At 59.9% G+C, this 725-nt stretch carries 2 protein-coding genes; both read left to right on the top strand.

Going from position 1 to position 725, the window contains the following annotated elements; genetic code table 11:
* Window positions 1-329 (top strand): class II aldolase/adducin family protein (locus ACT84W_RS11095; protein ID WP_444329268.1); only part of this gene is annotated, 329 nt, incomplete at its 5' end.
* Between the two features lie 231 nt (window positions 330-560).
* Window positions 561-725, top strand: a 165-nt coding sequence (locus ACT84W_RS11090; RefSeq protein ID WP_444329270.1) for a hypothetical protein, incomplete at its 3' end; no start/stop codon positions are given.

The following is a 725-nucleotide window of genomic DNA, read 5'->3' as shown; positions in this document are numbered from 1 at the left end:
ACATCCCGTGCGGCCTGACGATGATGGGTGACGAGTTCGGCGGCCCGGTGCCGGTCGGCCCGTTCCGTCTGATCGGCTCCGAGGCGATCGGCAAGGGTGTCGTCGAGACCCTCAAGAAGTACCCGAAGTCCCCGGCCGTCCTCATGCAGAACCATGGCCCCTTCACCATCGGCAAGGATGCTGAAGGCGCCGTCAAGGCCGCTGCCATGACCGAGGAAGTCGCTCACACCATGTGGGCCGCCCGTCAGCTCGGTGACATCATCGAGATCGACCAGGCCGACATCGATAAGCTCAACGACCGCTACCAGAACGTCTACGGTCAGCACTGATTTGATGGAGTGTCCGCCGCGTTACGGAAGGCCCGACGTACCTTCGTACGCCTTCGCCTTCCGCGCCTTGCGGACACACACATCAAATCAGCGCTGACTCCGCCAGCACGGTGGTGTCTTGGCTCCCCTCTCTGAGGGGAGCTGTCAGCGATAGCTGACTGAGGGGAGCCTCGGTCGGCGAATGAAACTTAAACAAACCCCCATAAACAAAGAAGTAAAGGAAGTAACCCTATGGTTATGGAAAACCCCTTCGAGGGCAAGGAAATCTGGTTCGGCGTTGGTTCGCAGGACCTGTACGGCGAAGAAGCCCTGCGCCAGGTCGCCATTCACTCCGCTGAAATGGTCGACTACCTGAACAACACCGGCAAGATTCCGGCCAAGATCGTCCTCAAGCCC

The organism is Paratractidigestivibacter sp. (assembly GCF_052362415.1).
In the GTDB taxonomy this organism is placed as follows: domain Bacteria; phylum Actinomycetota; class Coriobacteriia; order Coriobacteriales; family Atopobiaceae; genus Paratractidigestivibacter.
Note: the sequence above shows the minus strand (reverse complement) of the source record. Positions and strands in the feature narration are given on the sequence as shown.